This is a genomic window from Methylobacterium brachiatum (genome assembly GCF_020523825.1).
Taxonomy (GTDB): domain Bacteria; phylum Pseudomonadota; class Alphaproteobacteria; order Rhizobiales; family Beijerinckiaceae; genus Methylobacterium; species Methylobacterium brachiatum.
In genome coordinates this window covers 93,156-116,992 of record NZ_JAJALK010000012.1, presented here as the reverse complement: position 1 = coordinate 116,992, position 23,837 = coordinate 93,156, and the positions used below count along the sequence as shown (strand labels likewise).

Below are 23,837 nucleotides of genomic sequence, written 5' to 3'. Positions count from 1 at the left end.
GCGTGAAGGGGGGCGACGGCCCACGTCAGGTTACCCAGCATCCCCCGCGATGCGGCATCGAACCGGCGATCCGCTCCGGCGAGATCAACCACAAGTTACGGAATTTTCAGCCTCTTCGGCGGCTGTTCTGTTGGAAACAGGAATTGGCAAGGTCTAGGCCGTCAGATGGACCTGGGCGAGCCGAGGTCGGGACCCGGTGACAATCCCGCCCGTCGCTTCGCCGCACGGAGGCACGCCGTCGTTCGATGTCCCAAACCCTGCACCGAGACCGTCGTGAGGATGCGCGCCTGGGCGCGCTGCTCCAGCTCGACCTCCTCGACACGCCGCCGAGCGAGAGCTTCGAGCGCATCACGCGGATGGCGAGCCAGATCTTCAATCTGCCGATCTCCGCGGTGTCGCTGACGGACCGCGACCGGCAATGGTTCAAGTCGCGCGTCGGCGTCGACCACGGGTCGATCCCGCGGGAAGGCGCGCCCTGCGCGCAGGTGGCCGAGACCACCGACGTCCTGGTGATCCCCGATTTCCAGCAGGATGCCGCTTACGCCGACAGCGTGCTCGGCCGCTCCGGCATCCGCTTCTATGCCGGCGCGCCGCTGGTGACCCGCGACGGGTACGGGCTCGGCGCCCTGTGCGTCCTGGGAACCGAGCCGCGCTCCGTGGTCGAGTCCGAGATCGCCGCCCTCAAGGATCTCGCCGCGATGGTCATGGCGCAGATCGAGCTGCAGCACGCCTTCGGGCGGATCGACCCGCTGAGCGGCCTGCCGAGCCGGAACCAGTTCCTGGATGACCTCGCCGATCTGGCGGCCGAGCGCCCTGACGAGTCGCGGCTCGCCGTGCTGATCGATCTCGCGCGTCCCGAGCAGATCAATGACTATGCCCGCGTCATGGGCCTGGGCCGGATCGACGATCTGATCCGGGACGCGGCGCTCGGCATACAGCGGGCCATCGGCTCGGAGCTCAAGCTCTACCACACCGCGGCCACGCAATTCGCCTTCCTGGCGCCCCGGGGCGTCGTGCAGGACGAGTATGTCCGTTCCCTCACGGAGGGACAGCGGCAGGAGCAGCAGCGCTCCATCACCGGAATGCTCCTGACCAGCGCCATCGGCGTCACCGCCTTCGTGCCCCGCGCGACGGGACCGCAGGACGTGCTGCGCGCCCTCTACGGTGCGGTCCAGGAGGCGCGCTCGTCGCCCGATCTCGTCGGCATCTATTCGTCCGTGGCCGATGCCGCCTATCGGCGCCGATACCGCCTGCTGCGGGATTTCGGGCCGGCTCTGCTCGCCGGCGACCAGCTGCGCCTCGTGTTCCAGCCGCGGATCGATCTGCCCACGGGGCGGTGTATCGGCGCGGAGGCGCTGCTGCGCTGGAACCACCCGGATCTGGGGGCCGTGTCCCCCGGCGAGTTCGTCCCGGTCATCGAGCATTCGCCCCATGCGCAGGCCATGACGGCCTTCGTCCTGGAGACGGCCCTGGCGCAGGCGCGCCGGTTGCGGGCGGCGGGCCGCGCGATCGTGATCTCGGTCAACGTCTCGGCGGCCAACCTGCACGAGACGGATTTCGGCACCTCCGTCCGGGACGCGCTGCGGCGCCACGATCTCGAGCCGGCGCAGCTGGAATTGGAGATCACCGAGAGCGCGATCATGCAGGATGCCACCCATGCGCGGCGCCAGCTGGATGAGCTCGCCGCCGCCGGCATCCGCCTCGCCATCGACGATTTCGGAACCGGCTACAGCAGCCTCGCCTATCTCCAGGATCTGCCGGCCCATGTCGTGAAGATCGACCGCAGCTTCGTGCTGAAGCTCGGCGAGGGCGAGAAGGAGATGTCGCTCGTCCGCTCGATGATCGGCCTCTCGCACGATCTCGGCTACCGCGTGGTCGCGGAAGGCATCGAGACCGCCGAGGCGGTCGATCAGCTCCTGGCGATGCAGTGCGACGAGGCGCAGGGCTACTTCTTCGCGCGCCCGCTGGAGGTCGAGCCCTTCCAGGCCTGGCTTGTCGACCACGAACGGGTCGCCCGGGCCGCGGCGTGAGGCGACGTCCGGCACCCCCGGCAACGGGAGACCGGTTTCCGCGAGGATCGGGCCGCCACGCGCGATGACGGGGCGGCCCCGGGATGGGAGGTTGCAGGGGATCGGAGGCAGGCGCCCCCGGTCACGGCCGCACGGCGGTGACCTCGATCTCCACCAGCCAGCCCGGATTGGCCAAGGCCGACACCTGGACCGCCGAACGGGTCGGCAGGTTCGGCTGGGCCGCCGTGCCGAACTGCTCGCGGTAGGCCTCCATCAGGCCGGCGAAATCCATCCGCCCGCCCTTGGCCGGGTCGCCGACCAGAAACACCGTCATCTTCACCACGTCGCGCAGCGACAGGTTCCGACGCTTCAGGGCCGCCTCGATGGCGGCCAGGGTCGAGGCGGTCTGGGCCCGGGTATCCCCGAAGGCGGCGACCGAGTTCTTCTCGGCGTTGGGGTTGGTCACCGAAGGCCCGAAGCCGCTGAGATAGACGGTCGCGTGCCCGGCCGGGACCTCGACCGCCTCCGAGATCGGGAAGTCCGAGCCCGGGATCGGGTGCCGGGTGATGTCCTCGGCCAGCGCCGGCCCGGCCCACAGGGCGAGCGCCACGGCGAGCGGGCGGGCGAGCGGGATGAATCTCTGTCCGGTCATGGCCGTGCTGCCTTCACATCCTCGGGGGCGACCGCGTCGCCGTACCGGTTGCCGAATTGGGTGCGGACGTAGTTCACCACCTCCGCGACCTGGGTGTCGCTCATCATGCGCCCGAGCGGGGGCATGCCGCGCTGGCCGTACAGCAGCACCGTGACGGGATAGCCGGCGCTGGCGAGCTTCTCGTTGTGCAGGAGGGCCGGATAGGCGGCGGCGCCGGTCGCACCCTCCCCGCCCGCCTGATGGCAGGCGGCGCAGACCTGGGCGTAGAGGGCCGCGCCCCCGCTCTCGGTGAAGCCTTGGCCCTCGCTCATCGGGGGCCCGGCCGAGGGCAGCGCCGCGCTGGTGGCCGGTTCCTGCGCGGCAGCGGCGACGCCGGTCGCCAGCAGCACAGCGGCGGTTCGGGCGATCGAAGACATGTTCATGCTGCCAAGACCCTCTTGTGAAGCCGCGTGACCGCGTCGAGCGCCGAGAGGATCGCGCTCTCCTGCCAGGCGGGGATGTACGAGGCGTGCTCGCCGGCCAGCATGATCCGCCCGTCGATCGCGCAGAGGTTGTCGTAGTGCTCGGCCCGGGCCGCGTCGGTCCAATCGCCGGCGCAGCCCAGGGTGAACGGCACCCGGTGCCAGGCCACCGCGATCCCGGTCTCGAACTCGGTGCGGTATTGCGGGTGGATCTGGCTGCCGTAGGCCACCGCCCGGCGCACCCGCTCGGCGGGGCTCAGGGCGGTGAATTCGTAGGAATTCGGCCCGTTCCAGGTATAGGCGCCGAGCAGGACGCCCTTGCCGCCGGCATTGTAGCCGGTCGAGGGATAGGAGATCTGGCGGATCGGCAGGTCCGTGTAAGAGATGCCGCCGAAGATGTGCTCGTCCTCCTCCCAGAAGCGGCGCTTGAACTGCAGGCCGACCTTCACGGACGAGGCGTAGGGCACCGCGTCGATGGCGGCCTTCATCTTCGGGCCGACCTGGGTCGGGATCTGGCTGAGCACGGTCAGCGGCAGGGCGCAGACGCACCAATCCGCCTGGGCCTGCCGGATGGCGCCGCCCTGGCCGAGATCCTGGTAGGTGGCGGTGACGCCGTGGGCATCCTGGGCGAGGCCCGTGACCTTGGCGCCGTACCGGATCGTGTCCGGCGGCAGGGCGCGTGCGAAGGCCTCGCCGATCCGCCCCATGCCGCCGACCGGCTGGAACATCGTGGTCTGGAACTCGTAGAGCAGGAAATTCTGCAGGCCGCGCCAGAGCCTGCCGGTCAGGATGTCGTGCAGCGCCATCGGCTCGCCGTCCACCGGCCGGGCCGAGAGGCCGCCGCCGGGATCCCGGGCATAGCCCCGGAACTCGGCACTGTCGGGGCCGGCGCGGTAGGCGAGATCCTTGTCGAGGCCGCCGAGCGACCGCAGCGCCTCGATCAGGATCTCCTGATCCTCCTTCGAGACCTGCGCGTCGAGGGCGCCCTTGCGGGTGGCCTTGGCCAGGAGCTCGGCGGTGGCGCCGTCGAAATCGGCCTTGACGGTGCGGATCCGCTGCGGCGTGCCGTTGAAGCCCGCAGCGCTGTGCAGGAAGGCGTTGTGGTTGAGCTGGACGAACGGCTCCAGGGCCACGCCCAGCCGGCGGCAGTAATCGAGCACGCCGTGGTGGTGATAGGGAATCCGCCAGGGGCCGGGATTGAGGTAGAGGCCGGCGTCGAACTCGCAGCGTTGCGTGGCGCCGCCCAGCTCCGTGTAGGTGTCGCCGCCGCGCAGCGACCAGTTCCGGCCGCCGGCGCGGGTGTTGTACTCGAGGATCTGCACCCGGTACCCGGCCCGGTGCAGCTCCAGCGCCGCGGTCATGCCGGCGAGCCCCGCCCCCAGGATCAGCACCGAGGTGCCCTTGGGATCGCCGTCGAGCCGGATCGGCCCGCGATACGGCGATTCCTCGGCAAAGCCGAGGCTGGTCATGACCTGATAGGCGGCCGCGCTCCCGGCCGCGGCGCCGACCATGGCAATCAGGTTGCGTCGACTGAATCCCGATCCCTCTGCCATCTCGCTCCCCATCCCCCGATCCGGATGCGTTAAGGACGCGGTCGGCTAAGCAAGCCGGGGGCCAAGGCGGAGCGCGGCGAGGAAAAACGTGGTTTGCACTGTCGGGTTGAAGCTGAGCCTGCGCAGTCGGGTCAGATATAGTCGGATCGCTATCTGGGTGTTTGCTTCGGATCGCGGTTTGGCGCGCAGGATTGGCCTATCCCGTTTCTGCCGTTGTCCTGAGATGACGAAGCAAAGCGGGGACTGCGCAGAAGGGCTCCAGCCGGCTGCGCGGTTCCCGGAGGGCTCGTTCGAGGCTGCGGCGCAGCACCTGAGGATGCGGGACGCGTCGGGGAGAGGCGTGGCGCTCACCGCGCGGGCCGGCTCTGCCCGCCGCGTCATCACCCCCCAACCGTACGGATTGATCCGCCCGTGCGCCTCGCTACAAGCGGTTGTGTGATCACCCCCCGCCTGCGCTTCGGCGCGCTCCTCGCCCTCCTCCCGCTCCTTTGGGCCGGACCGGCCGCCGCGGCCCCGTCCGAGGGCGCGACCGAGACCGTCGAGCAGGCGCTCTGCCGGCTGATCGACGCTTCCGCCAAGGCGCGCGGGCTGCCGGTGCCGTTCCTGACCCGGCTGATCTGGCGCGAGAGCAGCTTTCGCGTCGGCGTCGTGAGCTCGGCCGGCGCGCAGGGCGTCGCGCAATTCATGCCCGGCACGGCGCGGGAGCGCGGGTTGCTCGATCCGTTCGATCCCGAGCAGGCGATCCCGCACGCCGCCCACCTGCTGGCCGACCTGAAGCGGCAATTCGGCAATCTCGGGCTCGCGGCCGCCGCCTATAACGGCGGTGCGGCCCGCGTGAGCAAATGGCTCACCGGCGAGGGTGGCCTGCCCGCCGAGACCCGGGCCTACGTCGCCGCCATCACCGGGGCGCCGGCCGAGGATTGGCGCGGCGGCGCCGCGGCGACGGTCACGGATCCCGAAAGCAGGGCGCCGGAGGCGAAGGCCAAGCCGGACGTCAAGTCCGAGCCCAAGTCGGACGTCAAGTCCGAGCCCAAGCCGGATGCCAAAGCCGAGACCAAGCCCGAGGCGCCGGTGACCTGCATGCAGGTCACTGCCAGCCTGCGCATCCCGTCCCGCGGCGACCGCTTCGCGCTCGGGCCGAACGAGGGCCCGGCGGCGCCCTGGGGCATCCAGCTCGCCGGAAACTTCTCGAAGGCGCTTGCCCTGCAGAGCTTCAACCGCGCCCGCAACGCTTATGCCGGGGTGATCGGCGAGGCGCGGCCGATGATCATCGGCACCCGCCTGCGCAACCGCGGCACCCGGGCGTTCTACCGGATCCGCCTCCCGGCGCAGAGCCGGCAGGCCGCCGACGATCTGTGCGGCCGCATCCGCAAGGTCGGCGGCGCCTGCATCGTGCTGCGAACCTAGCGCCGCCTCCAACCCGAAAGCCGGCCTCCATCGTTCGCGCGGCAGCGCTGATTTTTTACCTGTCGCCCCGCTCCCGTCATCAAACCGCCCCGAGCGACGCCTTGAATGGGCCAATCGGGGCAGCCGGACGGGATATGACACGACTTCTCATCGCGCTCGCCAGCCTCCTCGGCCTGGGGCTCGCGGCGTTCGGCTTCACCGCCGCCTCGCCGCTGACCCTGTTCGACGCGATCGGCCCGCGCGATGCCGGCGGCCGCCTGGCGGTGCGCGATCAGGCTTTCGGCGAGGGGCAACGGCGCCGGCTCGACGTCTACGTCCCCACGGTCGCGGTCGAACGGGCACCGGTGCTGGTGTTCTTCTACGGCGGCTCCTGGCAGAGCGGCTCCAAGGACGATTACGCCTTCGTCGGCCACGCGCTGGCCGCGCAGGGCTTCGTGACCGTGCTGCCGGATTACCGCCTGTTCCCGGAGACGGCCTTCCCGGGATTCCTCGAGGACGGCGCCGCCGCGCTCGCCTGGGTGCGCGACAACATCGCGGCCTATGGCGGCGACCCGCGGCGCATCGTGCTCGCCGGCCACTCGGCCGGAGCCTACAACGCGGTGATGCTCGGGCTCGACCCGCGCTACCTCAACGCCGCCGGGGTCGACCCCAAGGCGATCAAGGCGGTGGCCGGCCTGTCCGGCCCCTACGACTTCCTGCCGCTCGATCAGGACACCACGATCAAGGTGTTCGGCAAGGCCCCGGACCTGCCGCTGACCCAGCCGACGACCTTCGCGGGCCCGCTCTCGCCCCCGACCTTCCTGGCCACCGGCGACGCCGACACGGTGGTGAAGCCCCGCCATACGGTGAGCCTCGCCGCCAAGCTGCGCGCTGCCCACGTGCCCGTGCAGGAGCGGGTCTATGCCGGGCTCGACCACAAGGACACGCTGCTCGCCCTCTCGGTGACCTTCCGCTCCAAGGCCCCCGAACTCGCCGAGATGGCCGCGTTCCTGATGCGCCAGGCGGCCGGGCGGTCGCAGTACACGATGCGGCGCTAGCGTAAGTCTCCACCCACGGCGGTCACGCCAGCAGCGGTACGTGCGGGGCGGAAGTCCGGGGCAGGAGGCCGGTGAGCCGGGGATCGGCGGCCATTTCGACCGCGACCGCGCAGGGCGTGAAGCCGGAGCGCTGGTAGAGGCCGAGCGCCCCGGGATGGTCGAACGTGCAGGTATGCACCCAGAACCGCCGGATCGGCCGCGACCAGGCTTTCTCGATCGCCGCATTGACCAGGGGGCGGCCGAGCCCCTGCCCAACTGCACCCGGGATCAGGCCCAGGAAGGCGAGTTCGCAGGTCTCCGGCTCGCGGAAATCCAGCTCCAAAAGGCCGAGATCCGCCCCGTCCCGGCGGAGCGCGTAGATCTCCACCCGCGGGTCATCGAGGATCGCCCGCAGCGCCGCGTCCGACAGGGTCAGGCGCGAGAACCACAGCCAGTCGGCGCCCACCGCCCGATAGAGGTCGCGATAGGTCTCGCAATCGGGTCGGACGAGCGGGTGCAGCGCCATCCCGTCCGGCAAGGGTTTGGCCGGGCGCGGGACCGGCGGCCCGAGCATCTCGAGGCTGGTGACGATGGCGGCGATGTGCCCCGGCGGCACCGCCGCGAATCCGACGGGCAGCAAAGGGGCGGCTGGGTCTGTGGGCATCGGCTCGGAGGGGTGGCGACCGCGAAGGCCGCCACCCTACCCGATCCCGGCCCCTCAGATCTGGACGCAGATCTTGCCGAAATGCCGGTTGCTCTCCTGGTGCCGGAACGCCGCGACGAGCTCGTCCAGCGGGTAGACGCTGTCCACGACCGGCCGCAGGCCGCAGGCCTCGATCCCGCGGATCATCGCGATCTGCTGGCTCCGGCTGCCGACCAGCACGCCCTGGAGCCGGATCTGGCGGATCAGCGCCGGGACCAGCGGCAGCGGCCCGGCCACGCCGGTGAGGATCCCGATCACCGAGATGTGGCCGGCGACCCGCACCGCCGCCATCGACTGTTCCAGGGTCCCCGGCCCGGCGACATCGAGCACGTGGTCGACGCCCCGCCCGTCGGTCAAGCGCTTCGCGGTCTCGCCCCAGGCCGGATCGGCGCGGTAGTTGATCAGGTGGTCGGCCCCGAGGCCGCGCAGGCGCTCGAGCTTCGCGTCGCTGGACGAGGTGGCGATCACGGTCGCGCCGGCCGCCTTGGCGAATTGCAGCGCGAACAGCGAGACGCCGCCGGTGCCCTGCACCAGCACCACGTCGCCGCTCTTGAGCCCGGCATCGTCGTGGAGCGCCCGCCAGGCGGTGAGCGCCGCCGTGGTCAGGGTCGCGGCCTCGGCGTGGTCCCAGCCCCGGGGGGCGTGGGTGAAGGCGGTCTCGGGCGCCGTGACCCGCTCGCGGGCATAGCCGTCGATTCCGTCGCCCGGCACGGTGGCGAACCCCTCGACCTGCGGCGTGCCGTCGAGCCAGGTCGGGAAGAAGGTGCTGACCACCCGGTCCCCGACCGCGAACCCGTCCACCCCGGGGCCGATCGCCTCGACCTCGCCCGCCCCGTCGGACATCGGCACCCGCGGCTCGCTCGGCCCCCAGGTGCCGCTGACCACGGCATAATCGTGATAGTTGAGCGAGCTCGCCCGCAGCCGCACGGTGATCTCGCCGGGGCCTGGCTCCGGGACGGGCCGCTCGCCGAACCCCACCTTGTCGAAGCCGCCGCCGGGCTGGACGATGACCGCCCGGGATGCCGATTGGGTCATGATGCACCTGTTTCTTGCGCGGGCCGAAAGTATTGCGATGAGGCCTGGTCGGACCGGACTAACCGCCACGCCCGATGCAGGAGCGGCGGCGAGACCATTCTGACCGACGAAACGTCACATCCAAGAAGTCCTGCCGCAACGCATTCCTGTCTCAGCGGATCAGCTCGATCATCACACCGACGGCCCCGGCGATGTCCGGCCAGCGTCGCTCCGCCGTGAGAGCGGGTACGCCCTCTCGCTTCGCCAGAGCCAAGCAATAGCGGTCCCCCAGCGATAGGCCGCCTTCGAGCGTGATCGAACGTAAGAGGCCGGCGTCGTAGGACAATGCCGCATCGACGGGAAACAGGCGGATCGGCAGCGGCCGCAGCAGCATCTCGATGTCGTGGCGTCCAGCGCCGAGCTTCGCGTAGTAGCTGATCACCTCGGCGAGGTTGATGGTCGTCATGACGGAGCCGTCGAGCCCAGCCTTGACCGTGTCGGCCCCCCGCTCTCCGAGCAGGAGCGCGAGGAGCGCCGAGGCATCGAGGACGAAGCGTGTCATTCGCGCTCGGCCTCGCGGGCGCGGTCGGCCAGGAAATCCTCGACCGAGGCGCCGCCTTTGCCGCCGATCAACCGGCGGCTCATCTCCTGCGCGCGCGCCACCACCTGATCCAGAGTCCGGAGCACGATGGCGTCCCCGATGTCTTCGACGATGACCTCGCCGCCATTGCCGAGCCCATGCTTCTTGCGGAGGTCGGCGGGCAGGCTCATCCGCCCATCAGGCATCACCTTGGCCTTCATGGGGTCACTCCTTAATATGCCGTAAGCGGATCTATACGCCAGGAGGTGTTCCCATTGCCAGATCCACCAGTCTACGCCATCACCGTTGAATCTGCCCGCTAAGGTTATCGCCAGATCTTCCGCCGCAACCGCAGATCCCCCCATCGCCCCGGCGGCTGCAGCCTCTACAATGGGGAGCGCCGCAATCCGCGGCCCCGGCGGTGGAACGGCATGGCTTCGGCGGATGCGGCGATCGGGATCCCGGCCGGGAGGGTTCGGCCCGGCGCGGCTTCGCGCGACGTGCCGGATGTGCTGCGCGTGCTCCTGAACGGGGCGGTGTTCGTCCTGCTGTGGAACCATGTCTGGTTCGAGGACCTGTCCGACCGCTCCTCGCTCGCCGCCTCCGAGGCGGGCAGCCTGCTGACCCAGATCCTGTTCGTCGCGGCCGGGCTCGGCATGGCGGCGGCGATCCACCGGATCGGGTTTCGCCACCTGCGCCCGCTGGCGACCTGGCCGTTGATGCTCTGCGCCGGCTGGCTCGGGGTCACGGCACTCCTGTCGGTGGAGCCGAGCCTGTCGCTGCGGCGGCTCGTGCTGTTCGCCATCGCGGCGATGCTGTCGGCCGGGGTGCTGCTGGTCGCCCGGTCGCCGCGGCAGCTGGCCCTGACCCTGGCCGGCGCGGCCCTGGTGATCCTGATCTCGTCCTATCTGGCGGTGGCCCTGGTGCCGAACCTGGCGATCCACTCGGCCTTCGACGTGAATTCCGATCCGAGCCATCCGGGCCTGTGGCGGGGCATCTTCCCGCACAAGAACGAGGCCGGGGCCGCCATGGTGATCCTGGTGATCGTCGGGCTCTACGTCGCCTCGGCGGCGAGCCGGGTGCTCGGCTGGACGATCGTCGCTCTGGCGATCGGCCTGCTGGTGGCGAGCGGCTCCAAGACCGCGATCCTGCTTCTGCCGGTGATCCTGGCGGTCACCGGCCTGTGCCGGGTCTTCACCGGTGGCGGCCTGCGCGGCCTGCTGCTGCTCGGGCCGATCCTCGGGTTCTCGCTGATCTCCATCGGCTCGATCCTGGTCCCGGCGATCCAGGACGGGATCGGCGCGCTCCTGACCGACGCGACCTTCACCGGCCGCAGCGAGATCTGGCAATTCGCCCTCGACAACATCATGGTCCGCCCCTGGCGGGGCTGGGGCATCGGCGCCTTCTGGATGACCGAGCGGACCATGTATGGCGGCTCCGAGGAACTGACCTGGGTCAACACCGCCAACCACTCGCACAACGCCTATCTCGACACGGCCCTGATCGGCGGCTTCCCGTTCCTGGTGCTCACCGTCTGGGCCTTCGTGCTGGCCCCCGTGCGCGACCTGCAGCGCGGCGGCCGGGAACTCGACGCGGAGACGCTGCTGTTCCTGCGCCTGTGGTTTCTGGGCCTCGTCTCGGCCTCGTTCGAGACCGTGCTCTACAACGGCAACAACGCCACCTGCTGCATGTTCATGATGGCGGTGTTCGGCCTGCGGTTGCGGACGCGCTACGCGATCGCGCGGGGGTGAGGTCGGGACACCCTACGAGACCCGGCCGCGCTCCGCGAGGAAGTCCAGCAGCGCCCGCACCCGCGACGGCAGCGGGCCGCCCTGACCGAGATGGATGGCGTGGAAAGCCTCCCGATCGCCGGGATTCAAGCGTTCCAGAACCGGCACCAGGCGGCCCGCCGCGATATCCGCCCGCACGGTGAAGGCGGCGAGACGCGCGAGCCCGTTGCCGCCGAGCGCCAGGTGGCGAAGCGCTTCGCCATCGCTCGCCTGCACGCGTCCGACCGGCGCCACGACCGTCCTGGCCCCAGCCTCCGTCACCGGCCAGCCATCGACCGCGCGCGCATAGCCGAAGCTGAGCCGGGTATGGCGGTCCAAGTCCTCGCGGGTCGCCGGGATCCCGAAGCGTTCGAGGTATCCCGGGGCGCCGACGATGACCATCGCGGTCTCACCGAGCTTGCGGGCGACGAGGCGTGAGTTCTTCAGCGGCCCGGCGCGGATCGCCACGTCGGTCCGTTCCGAAAGCAGGTCGACGACCCGGTCGGTCTGCATCAGGTCGACCGCAACCTGGGGATACCGCTCCAGAAAATCCGGCCGGATCCCCGCTAGGATATGGGCTGCGTAGGACGCGCTGGTGTTGAGCCGGATGCGGCCGACCGGGTGCTCGCCGGCCCCCGCGCTCCGCTCCGCATCCGCGATATCCGCCAAAATACGCGTCGCCCGTTCGTAGAACCCGCAGCCCTCCGGCGTGAGCTGGAACGCCCGGGTCGAGCGGTTGACCAGGCGGGCGCCGAGCCGGGATTCCAGCCGCGCCACGAGCTTGCTGACCGCCGACGGGGTCATGCGGCCGGCCCTGGCGGCGGCCGAGAATCCGCCGTGTTCGACCACCTGGACGAACACTTCCATCTCGCCGGAGCGGTTGGTCTCGGCGCGGACCATGGTCGTTCACGTCACAAATGATGTTCGCTCCGGCACGCTATGTCGCTCTGCGGGCGCCGTCTATCCCGAGACCCCGTGAGCGAAGGCGGGCCGCGGAGGGCGGCTTTCGCCGGAAAAGGACGATCCCATGGAATACCGGTCTCTCGGTCGATCCGGCCTCAAAGTCCCCGTCCTGAGCTTCGGTGCGGGCACCTTCGGGGGTTCGGGGCCGCTCTTTGGCGCTTGGGGCAACACCGATGTCGCGCAGGCGTGCCGCCTTGTCGATATCTGCTTGGAGGCCGGCATTACCCTGTTCGACACGGCGGATGTCTATTCGGGCGGCGCGTCCGAAGAGATTCTCGGCGCTGCGCTCCAGGGACGGCGCGACCGAGCGCTGATTTCCACCAAGACCGGGCTTCCGATGGGCGACGGCCCGAACGAGTCCGGCACCTCGCGCCTCCGGTTGATCCGCGCGGTCGAGGACGCGCTGCGGCGGCTCGGCACCGATTACATCGACCTGCTGCAATTGCACGCCTTCGACGCGGCGACGCCCGTGGAAGAGGTGTTGTCCACGCTCGACGGACTCGTGCGCAGCGGCAAGGTTCGTTACGTCGGCGTGTCGAACTTTTCGGGCTGGCAGATCATGAAGGCCCTGGCGGCCGCCGATCGCCACGGCTGGCCCCGCTACGTCGCCAACCAGGTCTATTACGCGCTGGTCGGTCGGGACTACGAATGGGATCTGATGCCGCTCGGAGCCGACCAGGGCCTCGGAGCCCTGGTCTGGAGCCCGCTCGGTTGGGGCCGCCTGACCGGGAAGATCCGGCGGGGCTCGGAGCTGCCCAAAGGCAGCCGGCTACACGAGACGGCGCGTTTCGGGCCCCCGGTCGATGACGAGCATCTCTACCGCGTGGTCGCGGCGCTGGACCGGGTCGCCGCCGAGACCGGCAGGACCGTGCCGCAGGTGGCGCTCAACTGGCTGATCCAGCGGCCGACGGTGTCCTCGGTCATCATCGGTGCCCGCGACGAGGCGCAGCTTCGCGACAATCTCGGCGCAATCGGGTGGACGCTCACCGCCGAGCAGAGCGCCGCGCTCGACGCTGCCAGCGCCGTCACCGCGCCCTATCCGCACTGTCCGTATTACCGGCAGGAGGGGTTCGCCCGCCTGAACCCGCCGCTCGTAGCGTAGACCGTCATGCCGGCGCCCCGCCCCGGCAGCACGTCCCCGGCATCGTAAAGCCCTGACGCGCCGCGCAGGCGCGTCACATCCCGCCCGCCTCCGGCGGCACCGGTCGCGGGCGGCGGTCGTCGCCGATCGCCACGAAGGTGAAGGTCGCCTCGGTGACCTTCATGGTGGTCTCGCTCGCCCGCTCCCGCCGCCAGACCTCGACCTGGATGCGCAGGGACGAGCGCCCGACCTTGATCAGCCAGGCGTAGAGGCTGACCTCGTCGCCGACGAAGACCGGGTGGTGGAAGGTGATCGCGTCGACCGCGATGGTGGCGCAGCGCCCGCGCGAGCGCCGCGCCGCGACGTTGCCGGCGGCCAGATCCATCTGGGCCATCAGCCAGCCGCCGAAGATGTCGCCCGCCGGGTTGGTGTCGGCCGGCATCGCGATGGTCCGGATCACCGGCGCCCCGCGGTGGGTCGGCTGGCCATCCGCAATCCCGCCGTCCCTGCCCTGCTCGTGCGTCATCGTCCGGACGAATCCCCGCCGCCAAAGGCTGGAACTCCTCCAGTCAAGCCCGGTGGGCGTCAATCGGGCAGCGCGAAGACCAGCAGTGCGTCGCCGGTGCCGAACCCGGAAGCCTTGGTGAAGGACGCGCCGCCCGCCGCCACCGCCAGGTACTGCTTGCCGTCGAGCGCGTAGGTCATGGCCGGGCCGCTGATGCCGGCACCGCATTGGAAGCGCCACAGCAGCGTCCCGTCGCGGGAATCGTGGGCGTCGAGATGCCCATCCTCCTCGCCGGAGAAGACCAGCCCGCCCGCCGTCGCCAGCGTGCCGCCGGAGAGCCGGCTGCCCGAGCGCATCGTCCAGGCGATCTTGCCGCCATCCGCCAGGTCGACCGCCGTCAGGGTGCTGAAGGACGGCTCTCCCTTAGCCTCGCCGGTCTCGGTGTAGCGGATCTCCGGCCGGTCCCCGGCTGCCGGCACGGTCTTGACCGTGTAGGTGGTCGCGCCGTGGCGGACCTGCACGTAGGCGAGGCGCCCGTCATAGGCGGTGGGCGGCCACGAGACGGCGCCGAGCGGCCCCGGCGCCACCACGGTGCCCTGCGGGGTCGGCGGCGCGAACAGGTTCTTCTGCTCGATCAGCGGGGCCGAGCGGGTGAGCAGCTTCCCGGTCGCGCGGTCGTGGACGTAGATCCAGCCGGTCTTGCTGGCCGAGGCCACGGCCTTGGCGCCGTTCGGCCCATCGAGCAGGAAGGGCGGCGCGGCGACATCGTAGCCCCACTCGTCATGCGGCACCTGCTGGGAATACCAGCGCAGCTGCCCAGTGCGGACGTCGAGGGCCACGAGGCACATCGTGTAGAGGTTGTCCCCCGGGCGCGAGAGGCCGAAATTCTGCGGCGCCGGGTTGCCGGTGCCGAGGAAGATCAGGCCGAGATCCGGGTCGTAGGCCGGGGTCATCCAGAGGGAGCCGCCGCCGACCCGCCAGGCCTCGCGGTTGGCCGGCGCCGCCACCTTCTCGGCGGCGATGTCCCGCTGGAGCGGCACGCCGTCCACGGTCTGCGCGACGAAGCCGCCCTCCCAGCCCTCCGACGGGGTGACGTACCAGCGCCAGCGCTCCGCGCCGGTCTTGGCGTCGTAGGCCGCGAGCCAGCCGCGCCGGCCGTAGCCGCCCTCGATCCCGACCACGGCGCCGCCATCGAGGCCGCCGGCCTCGTCCTCGACATGCAGGCCGTAGCCCGCCCCGGTGACCCCGACGATCACCAGCCCCTCGGCCACCAGGGGCGGCATCTTGAAGCCGAGCCGGCTCGAGCCCTGCACCGCCTTGCCGCCGAGCTTGCCCGCGAGGTCCGAGGCGGTCTCGCTCTCCCCCTCTTCCGGGCGCACCGCCTCCTTGTCCCAGACCACCCGGCCGGTCTTGGCATCGAGCGCGATCAGGCGCCCGTCCATGGTCGCCTCGAACACGAGGCCGTCCGATACCGCGACCCCGCGGTTGGAGGGCGGCCCGAAGATCTTTTCCGTGCGCGGCTTGTGCGTGTAGGTCCAGAGCGGCCGGCCGGTGCGGGCATCGAGCGCCGCGACGTTGTTCTGGGTCGTAGAGAGGTAGAGCGCGCCGTCGACCATCACCGGCTGCGCCTGGAAATAGCCGGTCACCCCGGTCTGGAACAGAAAGGCCGGCCGCAACCGCCCGACGCTGGCGCGATCGATCTGGCTGAGGTCGGAGAAGTTGCGGTTGCTGTGATCGTGCCCGAAGGCCGGCCAGGGGGTCTCGGCGGCGATGGTTGGGAACGGCGCCGCCGCAACCAGCGCCGCGCAAGCAAGGCGAAATCCTCTGTCGATCCAAGTCGATTGCGGCACGGCGTTTCGGCTCCCGAACGTTTGAGATCACCCGATCCGGTGATGGGGACGGTTTGGCAAGACGATCGCCGGCGCTTGCAACGATTTGTATCTTATGGGATACAGAAGCTGTGCCCGACGTTTCCACAACGGAGCTGTTCGATCGGTGGATCGTTGGTCTGCGCGACGTTGCAGGTCGCGCCCATATCCTTCGCCGGATCGTGCGCCTTCAGGAGGGAAATCCCGGCCATGTGGCATCCGTCGGCGGCGGGGTCAGCGAGATGAAGATCGATACCGGGCCTGGATACCGCGTCTATTTTGTCGAACGCGCCAACGGTGCGATCGTGATCCTGTTGTGTGGTGGCGACAAGAGCTCACAGGTCCGGGACATCGCCCGTGCTCACAAACTCGCGCTGACGGTTTGAGGAGACTGCCTATGGCTGGTTCCGAGACATCCACCCGGCCCTTCGACGTGGCGACGTATCTGCGCACGCCCGAAGATGCTGCCGCCTACCTATCCGCCGCCCTGGAGGAGAACGATCCCGCCGCGTTCCGGCGGGCCTTGGGTGACGTGGCGCGCGCCAGAAGCATGGCGGCCGTCGCCGAGGCCAGCGGCCTCGGCCGCGAGAGCCTGTACAAGGCACTCTCGCAGACCGGGAATCCGAGCCTCGACACGGTTCAGCGCGTGGTCTCGGCCCTCGGCCTGACCCTCGCGGTCCTCCCCGTAGCGCCCGCCGAAAACTCCTGACCCCTCACCCCGCCTTCCGCGCCGCCGCGTCGAGCTGGCCCGGGGTCGCCTGGGCGCCCATGGCCCGGGCCATGTTGGCGGCGCTCTGGCCGGCGGCGTCGCGAAAATCCGGGTCGGCGCCGTGCTCGAGGAGCAGCGTCACCATCTCGGTACGGTCGAACATCGCCGCGGTCATCAGGGCCGTGCGGCTGCCGGTGCCGGTCCCGTCCACGGCGGCGCCGTGCTGGAGCAGCAGCCGGGCGACGGCGAGGTCGTTCTTGAAGGCGGCGCCGGCCAGCGGGGTCTGGCCGCGGTCGTTGGCGAGTTCGGGGTCGCCCCCGGCCTCCAGGATCACCCGGGTCGCCTCCGTCTGGCCGTTATAGGCGGCGAGCATCAGCAGGCTGTCGCCCTTGTCGTTGCGCAGATTCGCCGGAAGTCCCTGCCCGAACAGCTCGGCCAGCTCATCGGCATGGCCCATCCGGGCATACTGGAAGACCCGGCCGGCAAAGGCCAGGGTCTCGTCGTCGAGGACCGGCGGTGGATTCGTCTCGGAAGTCATCGTCGCTCGCCTGCTTCAACCGAAGCCGATCTGGGACGCGGCCGCGGCCCTGTCCAGCGTCGGCGGGAACACTTTCGCCCGCAAGGCCGTTGCAGCCGCCACCCGGGCCATCATGGCCCGATGCCGCCGGAGCGACGACCATGCCGCGCCCCTATGAGCCGTTTGCCGATGCCCTGCGCATCGCCCGTGAGATCGTCCGCGACCGGGTCGGCGCGGTGACGCGGGCGGCCGTCCAGGCGGATCCCCACGCCTATGACGAGGCCTGCAACGCCCTCGCCCTCCGGATCGCCGAGGCGATCGTGGACGAGGGCGAGGCGGTGGCGAGCCGCTATGCCGGGCGGGACGACCGGGCCGCCTGAGGCCGAAGCGCTCAGCCGCGCTTGCGGCCGCCCCCGCCCTTGTATTTCGGCTTCTGGCCGCCGAGGCCCTGGGTCGAGCGGGGCTTGGGCCGCTCCTGCCACGGTACGGCACCGGCCGGCATCTCGCGGTCGGTGCCCGGGCCCATATTGTCGAGGTCGGGCTTCGAGATCCGGGTGGGGCCGGCGCCCCGGGGCGCCTTGCGGCCGTACTTGCCGGCCTCGCGCTCGACATCGCCCTGCCGGGCCATGGGATCGTCCGAGACCAGCAACTCCGTGGCCTGGAGCCGCTTTAGCTCATCGCGCAGGCGCGCCGCCTCCTCGAAGTCGAGGTCGGCCGCGGCCGCGCGCATCCGCTTCTCCAGGTCGGCCAGCACCGCCTTGAGATTGTGGCCCACCGTGATCGCGTCCTTGGCCAGGCCGGTATCGACCTGGACGTGGTCGCGCTCGTAGACGCTGTTGAGGATGTCGCTGATCCCGCGTTTCACGCTCTGGGGCGTGATGCCGTGCTTCTCGTTATAGGCGAGCTGCTTCGTGCGCCGCCGCTCGGTCTCGGCCATCGCCCGCTCCATCGAGCCGGTAATGGAATCCGCGTACAGGATGCAGCGCGCGTCGGCGTTCCGGGCCGCCCGGCCGATGGTCTGGACCAGGGAGGTCTCGGAGCGCAGGAACCCTTCCTTGTCGGCGTCGAGGATCGCCACCAGGGCGCATTCCGGGATGTCGAGGCCTTCCCGGAGGAGGTTGATGCCGATGAGCACGTCGAAAGCACCGAGCCGCAGATCGCGGATGATTTCGATCCGCTCCAGCGTGTCGATGTCGGAGTGCATGTAGCGCACCCGCACGCCGTTCTCGTGCAGGTATTCGGTGAGGTCCTCGGCCATGCGCTTGGTCAGCGTGGTCACCAGCGTCCGGTAGCCGGCCTGGGACACCGCCTTGACCTCGCCCAGCAGGTCGTCGACCTGAGCGCGCGCTGGGCGCACCTCGATCACCGGGTCGACCAGGCCGGTGGGGCGGATCACCTGCTCGGCGAAGACGCCGCCGGTGCGCTCCATCTCCCACTTGCCGGGCGTGGCCGAGACGTGGACCGTCTGGGGCCGCATCGCGTCCCATTCCTCGAAGCGCAGCGGCCGGTTGTCCAGGCAGGACGGCAGGCGGAAGCCGTACTCGGCCAGCGTCGCCTTCCGGCGGAAGTCGCCCCGGTACATGCCGCCGATCTGAGGCACGGTGACGTGGCTCTCGTCGGTGAAGACCAGGGCGTTGTCGGGCAGGTATTCGAACAGGGTCGGCGGCGGCTCGCCGGGCCGGCGGCCGGTGAGGTAGCGCGAATAATTCTCGATGCCGTTGCAGGCGCCGGTGGCCTCGATCATCTCGATATCGAAGGTGCAGCGCTGGTCGATGCGCTGGGCCTCGATCAGCCGGCCCATCTTGGTCAGCTCCTCGATGCGGGCGTTCAGCTCGTTCTTGATCCCCTTGATCGCCTGCTGCAGCGTCGGCCGCGGCGTGACGTAGTGGGAATTGGCGTAGACCTTCACGAATTTCAGCTCGGCGATCTTCTTGCCGGTGAGCGGGTCGAACTCGACGATCGACTCGATCTCGTCGCCGAACATCCCGATCCGCCAGCCGCGATCCTCCAGGTGGGCCGGCCAGAGTTCGATCGAATCGCCGCGCACCCGGAAGGTGCCGCGGGCGAAATCCGCCTGGATCCGCTTGTACTGGAGGGCCACCAGGTCGGCCACGAGCTGGCGCTGCTCGATCTTCTCGCCCAAGGTCACGGTGAACGACATCGCCGTGTAGGTCTCGACCGAGCCGATACCGTAGATGCACGAGACCGAGGCCACGATGATCACGTCGTCCCGCTCCAGCAGGGCGCGGGTGGCGGAGTGGCGCATCCGGTCGATCTGCTCGTTGATCGAGGATTCCTTCTCGATGAACGTGTCCGAGCGCGGGACGTAGGCCTCGGGCTGGTAGTAATCGTAGTAGGAGACGAAATACTCGACGGCGTTGTCAGGGAAGAACGCCTTGAACTCCCCGTAGAGCTGCGCGGCCAGCGTCTTGTTCGGCGCCAGGATCAGGGCCGGCCGCTGCGTCTCCTCGATGATCTTGGCCATCGTGAAGGTCTTGCCCGAGCCGGTGACGCCGAGCAGAACCTGGTCGCGCTCGTGGGCCTGCACGCCCTTTACCAGCTCGGCGATGGCTGTGGGCTGGTCGCCCGCCGGCTCGAACTCGGATTTCAGGGTGAACTTGAGGCCGCCCTCGGATTTCTGCGGCCGGTCCGGCCGGTGCGGCACCCAGGTCTGGCCGTCCTTGAACAGCGGGTTGCCCTCGGTGAGCAGCCGCTCCAGGGCCGTCACGGTCGCCGAGGCGCCGCCGTCGCCGCCCGGATCCGGCAGCTCGGCGCCTTCGGGCACGGGCCCGTCCTCGGGCGGGGTCAGCCCGAGGGCCTGGGCGAGGCGCGGATCGACATCGGCCGCGTCGCCGAGCGCGTAGCCGGCCTGCGGCGCCTCGGCGAAGCCGTCGCGGGCGATCTCGACCTTGCGGGTGGCGGCCTTGCTGATCGGCTCCTTGGCGGGCCGGCCTTTCGGCTTGCCCGGCCGCGGCTTCTCGGGCTCCGGCGCGATCGGCGGCGGCCGGTTGCGGTTCAGCGCCGGATTCAGCAACGCCGCCAGATAGGTATCGAGCGGCTTCAGCTCGGGCTTCGACGCCTTGGCGGAGGAGGCCGAGACGGAGGCGGCGCGCGGTTTCTTCGGAGCGGGCATGCGATCAATATGGGCCCCGCACGTCCCGCGAGAAACCCTCTGCGGCGCGGAGTTTTCACGCTTTCACGGACGGGACCGCCGATGACCGCACCGATCCATCCGGAGACCCGCATCGGGCATGTCCACCTCAAGGTCGCCGACCTCGACCGGGCGCTGGGCTTCTATTGCGGCGTGCTCGGCCTCGGCCTGACCCAGCGCTACGGCGAGCGCGCCGCCTTCGTGGCCGCCGGGGGCTACCACCATCATATCGGGCTCAACACCTGGGAGAGCCTCGGCGGGTCGCCGCCGGCGCCGGGCACCACCGGCCTGTACCATCTCGCCCTGCTCTACCCGACCCGGGCCGCCCTGGCGGATGCTCTCCGCCGGGTCGAGGCGGCCGGCATCCCGCTCGACGGCGCCAGCGACCACGGCGTCAGCGAAGCCCTGTACCTGCGCGATCCCGACGGCAACGGCGTCGAGCTGTACCGGGACCGGCCGGAGGCGGACTGGCCGCGGGATCCGGACGGCGCCCTGCGGATGGTCACGGCGCGGCTCGACCTCGATGCTCTCCGCCGCGAAATCGGGTGATTACAACTCTTAGGTAGAATTCACCAGGCATTGGCCTCGACCATCCGGTCCGATGCTGAGAAAAAACGGTATCATCACCCGGCGAATTGGCTTGCGGTGGCCGGGGCCCACCGGTACTTTGCAGTGCAAAGCATGATGCAGCGCGGGGGCTGGAGCTCATGCAGGACCTGGACAAGGCCTTGGCCGACATCGTGGCGATCCGCTCGCAGATCGCCCGCGACACGGCGTTCCGCGGGTTGGGGGCCGCCACCGTAGCCGGGACGGGCGGCCTGGCGCTGGCCTGCGCGGTCGGCCAGGCCCTCTGGCTCGGCGACCCTTCCGTGCGGCCGGTCCTGTTCTTCGGCCTCTGGATCGCCGCCGCCCTGGTGGCCTTCGCGCTGATCGGGGTGGAGGCGGTCCGGCGCAGCCGCCGGCTCCATTCCGGCCTCGCCGATGCGATGGTCTGGAACGCGATCGAGGTCTTCCTGCCCGCCGCCGGCACCGGGGCCTGCCTCGCCCTGGTCATCGCCCGCTTCGCGCCGGCCGAGATCTGGATGCTGCCCGGCCTTTGGCAGGTCCTGGTCGGCCTCGGCCTGTTCGCCTCAGCGCGGATCCTGCCCCGGGCGGTCCAGGGGGTCGGCGCCTGGTACCTGCTCACCGGCCTGGCCGTGCTCGCCGTCTCGGCCGAGAGCCATGCCCTGTCGCCCTGGGCCATGGGGCTTCCCTTCGTGGTCGGCCAAATCTGGCTGGCCGGCATCATCCATCGCGGCGCCCGGGCCTTCGATGATGACCTCTGACCGCGACGACGGCCGCTTCTCCTACGAGGGGCTCGACCGGATCATGCACGAGCGGGCCCGGCTCAGCGTGCTGACCTCCCTGGTGGCCCATCCCAAGGGCCTGCCCTTCCCCGACCTCAAGCGCCTGTGCGGGCTGACCGACGGCAATCTCAGCCGGCACCTCGCGGTGCTCAGCGAGGCCGACCTGGTGAGCCTGGAAAAGGGCTTCGCCCTCAACCGCACACAGACAATCTGCCGCATGACGCCAACCGGGCGCAGGCGTTTCATTGGCTATCTCGGCGTGCTCGAGCAGGTCGTTCGCGACGCCGCCTCTGCGGAGGAGCGAAGTCCCGAGGGCGGGGTGCGCGGCCTCGATCCGGCCACGAAACCGGCCTGAGACCGCCGGATCGCGCAGAGATTGTCAACGCAAACCGAATAAACCTCAGCGATACGCCCATGCCGGGAGACTTTACGATGCAAAGCGAAGCGGGGCCGGGGGGGCTGCACGCCGCGATCATCATGGACGGCAACGGGCGCTGGGCGACGCAGCGCGGCCTGCCGCGGCTCGCCGGCCATCATCGCGGCGTCGAGGCGATCCGGCGCACCGCCGAGGCCTGCCCGGATCTCGGCATCGGCACGCTTACGCTCTACGCCTTCTCGGCCGACAACTGGCAGCGGCCGGACGACGAGGTCGGCGGCCTGATGCGCCTGCTGCGCTCCTACCTGCGCAACGAGACCCAGCGGCTCGCGCGCACCGGCACCCGGCTGAGCGTTGTCGGCCGGCGCGACCGCCTGCCCCGGGGCATCCCGGAGGCGATCGCTGCCGCCGAGGAAGCCACGGCGGCCGGCACCCGCCTGCACCTGCGGATCTGCGTCGACTATTCCGCCCGGGACGCGATCATCGCGGCTGCGCAGGCGCTCCAGGGCGCCGCCGCCACCCGCGAGAGTTTCGGCGCCCTGGTCGCCGGACAGATGCACGGCTCGCCGGTGGACGTCGATCTCGTGATTCGCACCGGCGGCGAGCAGCGGCTCTCGGATTTCCTGCTGTGGGAGGCGGCCTATGCCGAGCTCCACTTCACCGACCGGATGTGGCCCGATTTCGGCCCGGACGATCTCGCCGCCGCGGTGGCCGACTTCGCCCGCCGGGATCGGCGCTTCGGCGGCCTGAAGACGGCGGCGGTCCCGGCGGCGGCCTGATCCTCCGCGCCCGCTTGACGGGCGCGCCGCCTCAGGCAGAGGCTTCCCGCCATGACCGAGACCCTCGCCCGCCGCCGCATCCTGCTCGTCATCGGCGGCGGCATCGCGGCCTACAAGGCCCTCGACCTGATCCGGCGCCTGCGCGAGCGCGGCGCCAGCGTCTGCCCGGTGCTGACCGCCGGCGCGCAGGAATTCGTCACGCCCCTGGCCGCCGCGGCGCTCGCCGGTGAGCGGGCCCATACCGACCTGTTCGACCGGGCCGAGGAGGCCGATATCGGCCATATCAAGCTGGCCCGGCAGGCGGATGCCGTCGTGGTGGCGCCGGCCACCGCCAACCTGATGGCCCGCATGGCCGGCGGCCACGCCGCCGACCTCGCCACCACGATCCTGCTGGCGACCACCCTGCCGATCCTGATCGCCCCGGCCATGAACGTGCAGATGTGGGCGCATCCGGCGACCCGCCGCAACCGCGCCACCCTGGAGGGCGACGGCGTGCGCCTCGTCGGGCCCAATGCCGGCAAGATGGCCGAGGCGGAGACCGGTCCCGGCCGCATGGCCGAGCCCAACGAGATCGCCGACGCCCTCGAGCGGATGCTGGAGGAGGCCGGCGCCGAGGCGCCGGGTCTCGGCTTCCTGTCGGGCCGCCCGGGTACGGCGGCGCGCCCGCTCGCCGGCCGGCGCGTGCTCGTGACCTCCGGGCCGACCCACGAGCCGATCGACCCGGTGCGCTACCTCGCCAACCGCTCCTCCGGCCGCCAGGGCCACGCCATCGCGGCCGCCGCCGCCGAGGCCGGCGCGACCGTGACGCTGGTCTCCGGGCCGGTCGCGATCCCCGATCCCGCGGGCGTCCGCGTCGTCCGCGTCGAGACCGCCCGGGAGATGCTGGTCGCCGTCGAGGCGGCCCTGCCCGTCGACATCGCGGTCTTCGCCGCCGCGGTGGCCGACTGGCGCCCGGAGGTCGAGGCCGGCTCGAAGAAGATCAAGAAGGACGGCACCGGCCCGGCGCCGCTTCCGCTAGTCGAGAATCCCGACATCCTGTCCACCGTGTCGCATCTGGAGGCCGGGCGCCCGCCCCTGGTGGTCGGCTTCGCCGCCGAGACCGACACGGTGCTGGACCATGCCCGGGCCAAGATCGCCCGCAAGGGCTGCGACCTGATCGTCGCCAACGACGTATCCGCCGCGGGCGGCGTCATGGGCGGGACCGACAACACGGTCCACCTGATCCATCGCGACGGCGCGATGGAGACCTGGCCGCGCCTCGGCAAGGACGAGGTCGCGCGCCGGCTCGTCGTGCATTTAGCCGGCATGCTGACGCGCTGAGCCGGAATCGGACCCGCCGGACGCACCGATCGCCGTCGATTTCGCCGCCGGTGTTGCT

25 protein-coding genes are annotated in these 23,837 nt (G+C 70.6%); 13 read left to right on the top strand and 12 right to left on the bottom strand.

Annotation, left to right across the window (positions count from 1 at the left end):
- Nucleotides 1–245 precede the first annotated feature (245 nt).
- A complete protein-coding gene (locus tag LGR69_RS23195; protein ID WP_230367476.1) occupies nucleotides 246–2,030 on the top strand; it encodes a putative bifunctional diguanylate cyclase/phosphodiesterase in 1,785 nt (594 codons plus the stop codon).
- A 121-nt stretch (nucleotides 2,031–2,151) separates the two neighbouring features.
- On the opposite strand, the gene LGR69_RS23190 is transcribed toward LGR69_RS23195, so the two are convergent.
- From LGR69_RS23190 to LGR69_RS23180, 3 genes are read right to left on the bottom strand one after another with little or no spacing between them, the layout of a single operon-like run.
- Entirely contained in the window at nucleotides 2,152–2,661 is a 510-nt protein-coding gene (locus tag LGR69_RS23190) for a RidA family protein (RefSeq protein WP_230367475.1), read from the bottom strand.
- A complete protein-coding gene (locus tag LGR69_RS23185) occupies nucleotides 2,658–3,083 on the bottom strand; it encodes a c-type cytochrome (protein WP_230367474.1) in 426 nt (141 codons plus the stop codon). Before LGR69_RS23185 ends, LGR69_RS23190 begins: the two co-directional genes overlap by 4 nt.
- Entirely contained in the window at nucleotides 3,080–4,675 is a 1,596-nt protein-coding gene (locus LGR69_RS23180) for a flavin monoamine oxidase family protein (RefSeq protein ID WP_230367473.1), read from the bottom strand. The genes LGR69_RS23185 and LGR69_RS23180 overlap by 4 nt, the downstream gene beginning before the upstream one ends.
- Before the next feature lie 435 nt (nucleotides 4,676–5,110).
- On the opposite strand from LGR69_RS23180, the gene LGR69_RS23175 reads away from it, so the two are divergent.
- Entirely contained in the window at nucleotides 5,111–6,082 is a 972-nt protein-coding gene (locus tag LGR69_RS23175) for a lytic transglycosylase domain-containing protein (protein ID WP_230367472.1), read from the top strand.
- Between the two features lie 134 nt (nucleotides 6,083–6,216).
- On the top strand, nucleotides 6,217–7,119 hold the full coding sequence (locus LGR69_RS23170) for an alpha/beta hydrolase (protein WP_230367471.1): 903 nt from the start codon (nucleotides 6,217–6,219) through the stop codon (nucleotides 7,117–7,119).
- Between the two features lie 22 nt (nucleotides 7,120–7,141).
- Here LGR69_RS23170 and LGR69_RS23165 read toward each other — a convergent pair whose 3' ends face one another.
- The 4 genes from LGR69_RS23165 to LGR69_RS23150 form a co-directional block, all read right to left on the bottom strand.
- Nucleotides 7,142–7,762, bottom strand: coding sequence for a GNAT family N-acetyltransferase (locus LGR69_RS23165; RefSeq protein WP_230367470.1), 621 nt, complete (start codon nucleotides 7,760–7,762; stop codon nucleotides 7,142–7,144).
- Nucleotides 7,763–7,816: 54 nt separating this feature from the next.
- Nucleotides 7,817–8,836, bottom strand: a complete 1,020-nt coding sequence (locus LGR69_RS23160; RefSeq protein ID WP_122160424.1) for a zinc-dependent alcohol dehydrogenase family protein — start codon at nucleotides 8,834–8,836, stop codon at nucleotides 7,817–7,819.
- Between the two features lie 151 nt (nucleotides 8,837–8,987).
- Nucleotides 8,988–9,377, bottom strand: coding sequence for a PIN domain-containing protein (locus LGR69_RS23155; RefSeq protein ID WP_230367469.1), 390 nt, complete (start codon nucleotides 9,375–9,377; stop codon nucleotides 8,988–8,990).
- Entirely contained in the window at nucleotides 9,374–9,616 is a 243-nt protein-coding gene (locus tag LGR69_RS23150; protein ID WP_007564671.1) for an AbrB/MazE/SpoVT family DNA-binding domain-containing protein, read from the bottom strand. Before LGR69_RS23150 ends, LGR69_RS23155 begins: the two co-directional genes overlap by 4 nt.
- 210 nt (nucleotides 9,617–9,826) lie before the next feature.
- Here LGR69_RS23150 and LGR69_RS23145 point away from each other — a divergent pair, with 210 nt between their 5' ends.
- Nucleotides 9,827–11,146, top strand: coding sequence for an O-antigen ligase family protein (locus LGR69_RS23145; protein WP_230367468.1), 1,320 nt, complete (start codon nucleotides 9,827–9,829; stop codon nucleotides 11,144–11,146).
- Between the two features lie 12 nt (nucleotides 11,147–11,158).
- Here LGR69_RS23145 and LGR69_RS23140 read toward each other — a convergent pair whose 3' ends face one another.
- Entirely contained in the window at nucleotides 11,159–12,064 is a 906-nt protein-coding gene (locus LGR69_RS23140; protein ID WP_230367467.1) for a LysR family transcriptional regulator, read from the bottom strand.
- A gap of 127 nt (nucleotides 12,065–12,191) precedes the next feature.
- On the opposite strand from LGR69_RS23140, the gene LGR69_RS23135 reads away from it, so the two are divergent.
- Nucleotides 12,192–13,229, top strand: coding sequence for an aldo/keto reductase (locus LGR69_RS23135; protein WP_007564667.1), 1,038 nt, complete (start codon nucleotides 12,192–12,194; stop codon nucleotides 13,227–13,229).
- A gap of 73 nt (nucleotides 13,230–13,302) precedes the next feature.
- On the opposite strand, the gene LGR69_RS23130 is transcribed toward LGR69_RS23135, so the two are convergent.
- Both LGR69_RS23130 and LGR69_RS23125 read right to left on the bottom strand, forming a co-directional pair.
- Nucleotides 13,303–13,734 (bottom strand): acyl-CoA thioesterase, encoded by a 432-nt coding sequence (locus LGR69_RS23130; protein ID WP_007564665.1) that lies wholly within the window; start codon nucleotides 13,732–13,734, stop codon nucleotides 13,303–13,305.
- A 59-nt stretch (nucleotides 13,735–13,793) separates the two neighbouring features.
- Nucleotides 13,794–15,563 carry a pyrroloquinoline quinone-dependent dehydrogenase gene (locus tag LGR69_RS23125; RefSeq protein ID WP_370881394.1) on the bottom strand — a complete coding sequence of 590 codons (1,770 nt, stop codon included), beginning with the start codon at nucleotides 15,561–15,563 and terminating at the stop codon, nucleotides 13,794–13,796.
- A 110-nt stretch (nucleotides 15,564–15,673) separates the two neighbouring features.
- Between LGR69_RS23125 and LGR69_RS23120 the strand changes: the two genes are divergently transcribed.
- Nucleotides 15,674–15,967 (top strand): type II toxin-antitoxin system RelE/ParE family toxin, encoded by a 294-nt coding sequence (locus LGR69_RS23120; protein WP_230367466.1) that lies wholly within the window; start codon nucleotides 15,674–15,676, stop codon nucleotides 15,965–15,967.
- Between the two features lie 11 nt (nucleotides 15,968–15,978).
- Nucleotides 15,979–16,290 (top strand): addiction module antidote protein, encoded by a 312-nt coding sequence (locus LGR69_RS23115; RefSeq protein WP_007564660.1) that lies wholly within the window; start codon nucleotides 15,979–15,981, stop codon nucleotides 16,288–16,290.
- 4 nt (nucleotides 16,291–16,294) lie between these two features.
- Here the strand turns inward: LGR69_RS23115 and LGR69_RS23110 are convergent, their stop codons facing one another.
- A complete protein-coding gene (locus LGR69_RS23110; protein WP_230367465.1) occupies nucleotides 16,295–16,828 on the bottom strand; it encodes an ankyrin repeat domain-containing protein in 534 nt (177 codons plus the stop codon).
- A gap of 140 nt (nucleotides 16,829–16,968) precedes the next feature.
- Here LGR69_RS23110 and LGR69_RS23105 point away from each other — a divergent pair, with 140 nt between their 5' ends.
- The gene (locus tag LGR69_RS23105; protein ID WP_007564657.1) at nucleotides 16,969–17,187 is read left to right on the top strand and encodes a hypothetical protein; all 219 of its coding nucleotides are present in this window, start codon (nucleotides 16,969–16,971) and stop codon (nucleotides 17,185–17,187) included.
- 11 nt (nucleotides 17,188–17,198) lie between these two features.
- Here LGR69_RS23105 and uvrB read toward each other — a convergent pair whose 3' ends face one another.
- Nucleotides 17,199–19,940: an excinuclease ABC subunit UvrB gene (gene uvrB, locus LGR69_RS23100; protein ID WP_230367464.1), complete on the bottom strand. Its 2,742-nt coding sequence runs from the start codon at nucleotides 19,938–19,940 to the stop codon at nucleotides 17,199–17,201.
- Between the two features lie 81 nt (nucleotides 19,941–20,021).
- Here uvrB and LGR69_RS23095 point away from each other — a divergent pair, with 81 nt between their 5' ends.
- The 5 genes from LGR69_RS23095 to coaBC all read left to right on the top strand — a co-directional run bounded on the left by LGR69_RS23095 (nucleotide 20,022) and on the right by coaBC (nucleotide 23,779).
- Nucleotides 20,022–20,507: a VOC family protein gene (locus LGR69_RS23095; RefSeq protein ID WP_091864753.1), complete on the top strand. Its 486-nt coding sequence runs from the start codon at nucleotides 20,022–20,024 to the stop codon at nucleotides 20,505–20,507.
- Between the two features lie 158 nt (nucleotides 20,508–20,665).
- Entirely contained in the window at nucleotides 20,666–21,283 is a 618-nt protein-coding gene (locus tag LGR69_RS23090) for a hypothetical protein (protein WP_091864755.1), read from the top strand.
- Nucleotides 21,270–21,659 (top strand): transcriptional regulator, encoded by a 390-nt coding sequence (locus LGR69_RS23085; RefSeq protein WP_230367463.1) that lies wholly within the window; start codon nucleotides 21,270–21,272, stop codon nucleotides 21,657–21,659. Before LGR69_RS23090 ends, LGR69_RS23085 begins: the two co-directional genes overlap by 14 nt.
- Before the next feature lie 77 nt (nucleotides 21,660–21,736).
- Complete coding sequence (locus tag LGR69_RS23080; protein WP_230367462.1) at nucleotides 21,737–22,459, top strand: di-trans,poly-cis-decaprenylcistransferase; 723 nt, start codon at nucleotides 21,737–21,739, stop codon at nucleotides 22,457–22,459.
- Between the two features lie 51 nt (nucleotides 22,460–22,510).
- Nucleotides 22,511–23,779, top strand: coding sequence for a bifunctional phosphopantothenoylcysteine decarboxylase/phosphopantothenate--cysteine ligase CoaBC (gene coaBC, locus LGR69_RS23075; RefSeq protein WP_122160437.1), 1,269 nt, complete (start codon nucleotides 22,511–22,513; stop codon nucleotides 23,777–23,779).
- The last annotated feature ends 58 nt before the right edge of the window (nucleotides 23,780–23,837 follow it).

Excerpts from the sequence above, each read along its gene's own strand:
- LGR69_RS23195 (WP_230367476.1), top strand. The coding sequence starts at position 246 with ATGTCCCAAACCCTGCACCGAGACCGTCGTGAGGATGCGCGCCTGGGC.
- LGR69_RS23190 (WP_230367475.1), bottom strand. The coding sequence starts at position 2,661 with ATGACCGGACAGAGATTCATCCCGCTCGCCCGCCCGCTCGCCGTGGCG.
- LGR69_RS23185 (WP_230367474.1), bottom strand. The coding sequence starts at position 3,083 with ATGAACATGTCTTCGATCGCCCGAACCGCCGCTGTGCTGCTGGCGACC.
- LGR69_RS23180 (WP_230367473.1), bottom strand. The coding sequence starts at position 4,675 with ATGGCAGAGGGATCGGGATTCAGTCGACGCAACCTGATTGCCATGGTC.
- LGR69_RS23170 (WP_230367471.1), top strand. The coding sequence starts at position 6,217 with ATGACACGACTTCTCATCGCGCTCGCCAGCCTCCTCGGCCTGGGGCTC.
- LGR69_RS23165 (WP_230367470.1), bottom strand. The coding sequence starts at position 7,762 with ATGCCCACAGACCCAGCCGCCCCTTTGCTGCCCGTCGGATTCGCGGCG.
- LGR69_RS23160 (WP_122160424.1), bottom strand. The coding sequence starts at position 8,836 with ATGACCCAATCGGCATCCCGGGCGGTCATCGTCCAGCCCGGCGGCGGC.
- LGR69_RS23155 (WP_230367469.1), bottom strand. The coding sequence starts at position 9,377 with ATGACACGCTTCGTCCTCGATGCCTCGGCGCTCCTCGCGCTCCTGCTC.
- LGR69_RS23150 (WP_007564671.1), bottom strand. The coding sequence starts at position 9,616 with ATGAAGGCCAAGGTGATGCCTGATGGGCGGATGAGCCTGCCCGCCGAC.
- LGR69_RS23145 (WP_230367468.1), top strand. The coding sequence starts at position 9,827 with ATGGCTTCGGCGGATGCGGCGATCGGGATCCCGGCCGGGAGGGTTCGG.
- LGR69_RS23140 (WP_230367467.1), bottom strand. The coding sequence starts at position 12,064 with ATGGTCCGCGCCGAGACCAACCGCTCCGGCGAGATGGAAGTGTTCGTC.
- LGR69_RS23135 (WP_007564667.1), top strand. The coding sequence starts at position 12,192 with ATGGAATACCGGTCTCTCGGTCGATCCGGCCTCAAAGTCCCCGTCCTG.
- LGR69_RS23130 (WP_007564665.1), bottom strand. The coding sequence starts at position 13,734 with ATGACGCACGAGCAGGGCAGGGACGGCGGGATTGCGGATGGCCAGCCG.
- LGR69_RS23115 (WP_007564660.1), top strand. The coding sequence starts at position 15,979 with ATGGCTGGTTCCGAGACATCCACCCGGCCCTTCGACGTGGCGACGTAT.
- LGR69_RS23110 (WP_230367465.1), bottom strand. The coding sequence starts at position 16,828 with ATGACTTCCGAGACGAATCCACCGCCGGTCCTCGACGACGAGACCCTG.
- LGR69_RS23105 (WP_007564657.1), top strand. The coding sequence starts at position 16,969 with ATGCCGCGCCCCTATGAGCCGTTTGCCGATGCCCTGCGCATCGCCCGT.
- uvrB (WP_230367464.1), bottom strand. The coding sequence starts at position 19,940 with ATGCCCGCTCCGAAGAAACCGCGCGCCGCCTCCGTCTCGGCCTCCTCC.
- LGR69_RS23095 (WP_091864753.1), top strand. The coding sequence starts at position 20,022 with ATGACCGCACCGATCCATCCGGAGACCCGCATCGGGCATGTCCACCTC.
- LGR69_RS23090 (WP_091864755.1), top strand. The coding sequence starts at position 20,666 with ATGCAGGACCTGGACAAGGCCTTGGCCGACATCGTGGCGATCCGCTCG.
- LGR69_RS23085 (WP_230367463.1), top strand. The coding sequence starts at position 21,270 with ATGATGACCTCTGACCGCGACGACGGCCGCTTCTCCTACGAGGGGCTC.
- LGR69_RS23080 (WP_230367462.1), top strand. The coding sequence starts at position 21,737 with ATGCAAAGCGAAGCGGGGCCGGGGGGGCTGCACGCCGCGATCATCATG.
- coaBC (WP_122160437.1), top strand. The coding sequence starts at position 22,511 with ATGACCGAGACCCTCGCCCGCCGCCGCATCCTGCTCGTCATCGGCGGC.